This window comes from Desulfococcus sp. (assembly GCF_050178255.1).
GTDB classification, from domain to species: Bacteria; Desulfobacterota; Desulfobacteria; order Desulfobacterales; family Desulfococcaceae; genus Desulfococcus; species Desulfococcus multivorans.
Map to the genome: position 1 here is coordinate 1 of NZ_JBFXGG010000149.1, position 6,358 is coordinate 6,358.

Genomic DNA, 6,358 nt, shown 5'->3' on the forward strand with positions numbered 1-6,358 from the left:
ATGCGCGTCCGAAATAGCTGAAGGCGTCGTGAGCCGTGATCATGACCCGCTGATTCTCGGGAATGGAGGCGATGACCTTGCGGACATAGTCGTCCAGGGTTTTGAGATTCGACAGATAGGCTTCGGCTCTGGCCCCGTATTCGGGGGCGTTTTGGGGGTCGAAGGCCGAGAGCGCGTCCCGGACCACCGTCACGGCCTTCATCCATCCCTGAACGTCCATCCAGACGTGGGGATCGTAGTGTCGGGTCTGGGGGGTGTGTATCAGATCTGTCCGTTCCAGGCGCTCGGTCACCGGAATCACCGGGCGGCGCCGCCCCACCTTGGCCAGGATCTCCGTCATCTGCCCTTCCAGGAGCAATCCCGAGTAGAAGACGATGTCGGATCGCAGGAGCACCGCGACGTCGCCCCGGGTGGGGTTGTAAAGATGCGGGTCGACGCCGGCGCCGATGATGCCCGTGACCTCGGCCCGGTCCCCCGCGACCTCGCGAACGATGTCGGCCACCATCCCCACCGTCGCTCCCGCGCGAAAGGGATATTTTCCGTCATAGGCCCCGGCACTGGGGGTGCAAAAAGCGTCGACCGCCAGAAAGGCGAGGGTCAGGAGGGCAACAGCGGTTCGGTACCGGGATGAGTGTGTCGGGGGCATTCATACCTCCTCTTGAGCAACGGATGTCGGTCGTTCAGCCGTCGACGGCATCAGCTTCCGGCTTTCGTCATGGTGACCGGACAGGGGCTGAAGACCGAAGGCTGAAGGCTGAAAACTAAAAAATTCAACTGTCGATTTTCATAGGCCGGTGCCGGGAGGATACGGCCCGCGCCCCACGCGGTTTCGTTCAAGTGCCGCTAAAGCTTGCTCCGGGCGGCCCGGAAACTCGCTTGCGCTCAAACAGTCCGGGCCGCTGATCCGCCGCGGCGCTTAAGCGGCACTAAAACTCACCGCTGAAGGAGCGCGGACCGTATCCTCCCGGCACCTCTATCCCGTCACCACATGAAAGTCGAAAGTTGAGTGAATAGGCCACCAGCCTGTGAATACCGAAAGTTGAATGTCAAACTATCACACATTCATCGGCTTGACAAATTTCATTCTCGACTTTCGACTGTCATGATGGTGACCGGACAGCGGCTGAAGGAGATGAAGGCACCGTCTGAGGCGGCCGCACCCCTTCAGCCTTCGGTCTTCAGCCTCAACGCGCGGGCCTTATTCTTCCGGCACCGGCCTATGAAAGTCGAAAGTCGAGTTAACGTCAACGGCCCCATGCGGCGCGGCCGCGCTGCTGTCGACGGGAACGGAATTCCCCGTTTGACAGTGTCGGCAGTTGTGATATCGAAGGAGCGGACGGCGAAGCCGATGGGAATGACCGATTTGCGGGCATCCCCATCGGGCTGTATGAAGAGAGGAGTCAAATGTCGGGATTTCAAGAACTCATTGTTATCGCGCTGGTGGTGTTCCTGATCATCTTCATGCCCCGGGTGATGCCCCGGAAACCGGAGCCTCGTGCCGGCGGGACGGGTTTCCGCAAACGGCTTTCAGGGAAAATGCGCCTGGGAATCGCCGTGTCGGCGGTCTACCTCGCGGGCGCCGCGGCATGGTTCAAACCATGGGAGGAGGAGCCGATCCGGTTCCTTTATATCGGGGTGGGGCCGGTCCTGGCCGGGTGGTTGGCCTGCTGGGTTGTCGCCGGGTTCCGGGGACGATGACCACCCAGAACGCCCCCAGGGGCATTCTGCTCTTTCTCCTTGCCACAGGGTGCATCGTTCTGATGAACACCTGCGCCAAGATGTGCAGCTCGGTTTACGGCCCCGTGGAGATGGTGTTTTATCGCGGCATCGTCGCCCTGGCCCTCCTGGTCCCCTATATGCGCATGACCCGACCGTCGTCCATATTCAAGACGCGACGGATTCGGGCCCACCTCTACCGCGCCATGCTCGGGAACATCGGTGTCGGTCTGATTTTCTGGGCCTACGCCCTCCTGCCCATGGCCGATGCCACATCCCTGCTGTTTGCAGCGCCCCTGTTCGTTACGGCCCTGTCGCCCATGCTTCTGGGGGAGCGCATCGACCGGCACCGGTGGGCCGCCGTCATCGTCGGTTTCGGCGGTATTCTGATGGTGGCCCGGCCGTCCATGGGGATGTTCGCCAATCCCGCCTCTCTCATCGCTCTGGGTGGGGCGTTTTTCGGAGCCCTGGTCGACATCACGCTCCGTCGCCTGGGCCGGACCGAAGATCCCCTGACCACCGTATTCTACTTCATTCTCATCGGCGTCATCCTCTCCGCGCCGTACACCCTTTTTTCCGGGGCCTTCCCCACCCCGGACCTGTTGCCGTGGCTGGTCGGGATCGGTGTTTTCTCGGCTGTTCAGCAGGTCGCCAAGACCACGGCGTTCCAGTTGGCCGAGGCGTCCCTCCTGGCGCCCTGCACTTACAGCGCCATCCTCTGGGCCACGCTGACGGGCTGGATATTCTGGCGGGAGCTGCCGACCCCCGCCGTCATCGGGGGCACCGCGGTGGTGGTGGCCAGCAATCTGACGATTGCGTGGCGGGAACGACAGCGCCGACCCGGAGAGGCCTGAATTCACTTTTTACGAATGCATCAAAATATGATATCGGCGGAAAGAGGGGGGCTTGTCGCCGCCTGCCGTCTGTTTTCACCCGACACCAAGGAGGAGCGTTATGGGCAAATCGCGGGATACCAAGAAAGAGGAAAAGAAGAAGCCTGCCAAGAGCATCAAGGAAAAGCGGAAGGAAAAGCAGGAGAAACAGAAGGAGAAATAGCCGGGTGCGTCGCCGCTGGACCCGAGCCCCGGCCGGCCGACAGCGTTGCCGTGCCAGCCGGGCATCGGTCCGGGCGATATCATCGATAAGGACGAGGTTATGCCAGGTGCTCGATCAGGATCCGCAGCATCCGGCGCAGCGGCTCCGCCGCACCCCATAGCAGCTGGTCACCCACCGAGAAGGCCGTGAGATAGGTCGGCCCCATGTTGAGCTTCCGAATCCGGCCCACCGGGACCGACAATGTGCCGGTGACCTTGGCGGGCGTCAGCTCCCGCAGGCTCGCCTCCTTTTCGTTGGGAACGACCTTCACCCAGGCGTTGTGTCCGCCGATGATCTCCTCGATCTCGGCGAGCGGCAGATCACGGGTCATTTTGATGGTGAAAGCCTGGCTGTGGCAGCGCATGGCGCCGATGCGGACGCACTGGCCGTCGATGGGCAGGGGGTGGTCCTCGCATCCGAGAATCTTGTTGGTTTCCGCCTGCCCCTTCCACTCCTCCCGGGTCTGCCCGTTCGGCATGGGGCGGTCGATCCAGGGGATCAGGCCGGCGGCCAGGGGCGCCCCGAAATTTTCCGTCGGAAAGGATTTCTCGCGGAGGGTCTCCGTGACCCGACGGTCCAGATCCAGAATGGCCGAGGCGGGGTCGGACAGGAGCGAATTCGCGCTGTCCCCGATAGCCTTCATCTGGGACACCAGCTCGCGCATGTTCTTGGCGCCGGCCCCCGAGGCCGCCTGATAGGTCATGGAGGTCATCCACTCGATCAGTTTATTTTCAAACAGACCGCCCAGCGCCATGAGCATCAGGGAGACGGTGCAGTTGCCGCCGACGTAATCCCGGACCCCCCGGGAAAGGGCTTCGTCGATCACCCGGCGGTTCACCGGATCGAGGACGATGACGCTTTTCTTCTCCATCCGGAGGGTCGAGGCGGCATCGATCCAATAGCCGTTCCAGCCGTTGTCGCGCAGCCGGGGGTGGCAGTCCTTTGTATAGTCGCCGCCCTGGCAGGAGACGATGATGTCCATTTCCGCCAGACGGTTCAGGTCGAGGGCGTCCGCCACCTCGGATGCCCCCCGGCCGATATCGGGCCCCTTCAGCCCGGCCTGGGACGTCGAGAAAAAGAAGGGATCGCATGCATTGAAATCGTTTTCCGCCAGCATCCGGTTCATCAGAACCGAACCGACCATGCCGCGCCATCCGATAAAGCCTACCGTTTTCATGAACATCTCCCATATATTCTGCAAAAAATTGGTTGATACGGTTTATATGCCCTCAGGGCATCCCTGCTTACTTTGATGCAATCGGCGGCAAAAATCAAGTCTTGAGGATTCACGGGGATCTTTCCGTCGAATTTTTTTCGATTTTCCGATAATACCCATCCCTGCCTATGTACAACATCCGAAGTTTACTTTATACATACAGGAAACGGGAGGTGACGCCGTCCCCAAACCCGAAGGGCGGCGTGAAGACAATACCGATAAGGAGGCAGACGGTTTCAATCATGACACATTCGATTATCACTGGAACGGGCAGCTACATTCCCACGGCGAGGATTCCGAACAGCCATTTTCTGAACCGCGAATTTTACAGTGCCGACGGCGTACGGCTGACAAAGCCCAACACCGAGATCATCCAGACGCTCCAGAACATCACGGGTATCCGTGAACGCCGATATGTCACCGATGATTTCAAAACCTCCGACATCGCCTTTTTCGCTGCGGAAAAAGCCATGGAAGGGGTCGATCCGGAGAGCCTGGACGTGATCATCGTGGCACAGAATCTGGGGGATGTGCCGCAGGACAACGTTCGGGTCGATATGGTCCCTACCATCGCCTCGCGGGTCAAACACAAGCTGGGGATTCAAAATCCATACACCGTCGCCTACGATGTTCCCTTCGGCTGTCCTGGATGGCTGCATGGAATGACGCTGGCGGACTACCATATCCGGTCGGGGGACGCCAAAAAGATCCTGGTGATCGGCGCGGAAACCCTGTCGCGGATTTCGGACCCCCACGACATCGACTCCATGATCTTTGCCGACGGGGCCGGCGCGGCCCTGGTGGAAGCCACGGAGAAGGAGGCCGGCATCCTGGCCCACGTCACGAGAACCGATGCCGCCGACCATGTCTATCTGCTGCGGATGGGGAAATCGTACAATCCGAACCGTACCGGCGGTGAGCTTTACATCAAGATGGACGGCCACGACATTTACCGATACGCCCTTAAAATCGTGCCCGAAGTCGTGAAGAAATGCCTGGAGAAGGTCGGGTACACCCTCACCGATGTCAGGAAGGTCCTGATCCATCAGGCCAATGAGAAGATGGACCATGCGATTCTGACGCGGTTGTTCCGTCTTTACGGGATCAAGGATATCCCCGAGGGCGTCATGCCGATGACGATCAACCGCCTCGGCAACAGCTCCGTCGCCACCCTGCCGACGCTGCTGGATCTCCTCTGTCGGGAGGAGTTGGAAGGGCATCGTGTCGGTTCCGGAGACATCCTCGTCTTCGCTTCCGTGGGGGCCGGCATGAACATCAACGCCATGGTCTACAAGGTGCCCTGACCTTTCCGACGCCGCGGGGAACGCCGTTTCGGCCGTTCGGACCGAGCCGGGGTGACGGCGGCCTTCTGGCGTTCCCTGGCCGCGCGGTCTCTTTCCACGAAGATCGTCTCTTCCGTAAAGGGATCTCGTCCGGTGTGGTACATGAGGGTGGACCAGGTGGCGGGCGTGGGGGTGAAGATCTGGGTCTGTTCGGGCAACAGGTGCAGCTTTTTTTCGGCAAAGGCTCTGAGGCCGGCCATGTCCGCCTGGGTGCACCCGGGATGGGCCGCCATGAAATAATAGGTCAGGAAGCCGTCGAGGGCCTTCTTTCGCTTCAGATGCGTAAACAGACGGATGAACGCCTCCAGGACCTCCTGTCCGGGCTTTCCCATGCGGTTCAGGACCCCGGCATCCACGTGCTCCGGGGCGATCTTGAGTTGTCCTGATACGTGGTGTCGGAGGATCTCCTCGAGGTAGCGTTCGCCGTGTTTCCGGTCTTTCAGAATCAGGTCGTACCGGATCCCGCTGGCGATGAAGACCCGCCGGACCCCCGGAAGGGTTCTGAGACGTTCCAGGAGCCGCAGTTGGCGGTCGTGGCGAACCGGCATCCCGGGGCAGACGTCGGGAAACAGGCATCCCCTGTCGACGCAGGCCCCGTCCCTCTGTTTTTTCCGGCATTCCATCCCGTACATGTTGGCCGTAGGGCCCCCCACGTCCGAAATGATCCCCTTGAACAAGGGGTGGGCCGTGAAGGCAGCGGCTTCCCGAACGATGGAATCCTCGCTCCGGGAAACCACGTGCCGTCCCTGATGGACCGTAATGGCGCAGAATCGGCACTCGCCGTAACACCCCCGGTGGGCGACAAGGGCGAATCGGATGGTGTCGAGGGCCCTGACGGGGCCGTCGTTTCGATGGCAGGGGTGGACTTCCCGGGCGTAGGGCAACTCGTGAATTCGATCCAACTCCGCCGAAGAGAGGGGGCTTTGCGGAGGATTCTGGACGAGGTATCGCGTATCCTGCCGCTGGCAGAGGCGGCGGGCCGTCATTG

6 protein-coding genes are annotated in these 6,358 nt (G+C 60.9%); 3 read left to right on the forward strand and 3 right to left on the reverse strand.

Going from position 1 to position 6,358, the window contains the following annotated elements:
• On the reverse strand, nucleotides 1–646 hold a 646-nt coding region (locus tag AB7S84_RS15940; RefSeq protein ID WP_428155702.1), incomplete at its 3' end, for a metal ABC transporter solute-binding protein, Zn/Mn family.
• A gap of 758 nt (nucleotides 647–1,404) precedes the next feature.
• Here AB7S84_RS15940 and AB7S84_RS15945 point away from each other — a divergent pair.
• Nucleotides 1,405–1,698 (forward strand): hypothetical protein, encoded by a 294-nt coding sequence (locus AB7S84_RS15945; RefSeq protein ID WP_020875743.1) that lies wholly within the window; start codon nucleotides 1,405–1,407, stop codon nucleotides 1,696–1,698.
• The gene (locus AB7S84_RS15950) at nucleotides 1,695–2,570 is read left to right on the forward strand and encodes a DMT family transporter (RefSeq protein ID WP_428155705.1); all 876 of its coding nucleotides are present in this window, start codon (nucleotides 1,695–1,697) and stop codon (nucleotides 2,568–2,570) included. The genes AB7S84_RS15945 and AB7S84_RS15950 overlap by 4 nt, the downstream gene beginning before the upstream one ends.
• 299 nt (nucleotides 2,571–2,869) lie before the next feature.
• Here AB7S84_RS15950 and asd read toward each other — a convergent pair whose 3' ends face one another.
• Nucleotides 2,870–3,988, reverse strand: a complete 1,119-nt coding sequence (gene asd / locus AB7S84_RS15955) for an aspartate-semialdehyde dehydrogenase (protein ID WP_428155707.1) — start codon at nucleotides 3,986–3,988, stop codon at nucleotides 2,870–2,872.
• Between the two features lie 281 nt (nucleotides 3,989–4,269).
• Here asd and AB7S84_RS15960 point away from each other — a divergent pair, with 281 nt between their 5' ends.
• Nucleotides 4,270–5,331, forward strand: a complete 1,062-nt coding sequence (locus AB7S84_RS15960; RefSeq protein ID WP_040414378.1) for a 3-oxoacyl-ACP synthase III family protein — start codon at nucleotides 4,270–4,272, stop codon at nucleotides 5,329–5,331.
• On the opposite strand, the gene AB7S84_RS15965 is transcribed toward AB7S84_RS15960, so the two are convergent.
• Nucleotides 5,316–6,358, reverse strand: a 1,043-nt coding sequence (locus tag AB7S84_RS15965; protein ID WP_428155710.1) for a DUF3362 domain-containing protein, incomplete at its 5' end; no start/stop codon positions are given. The two genes, AB7S84_RS15960 and AB7S84_RS15965, sit on opposite strands and share 16 nt — an antisense overlap.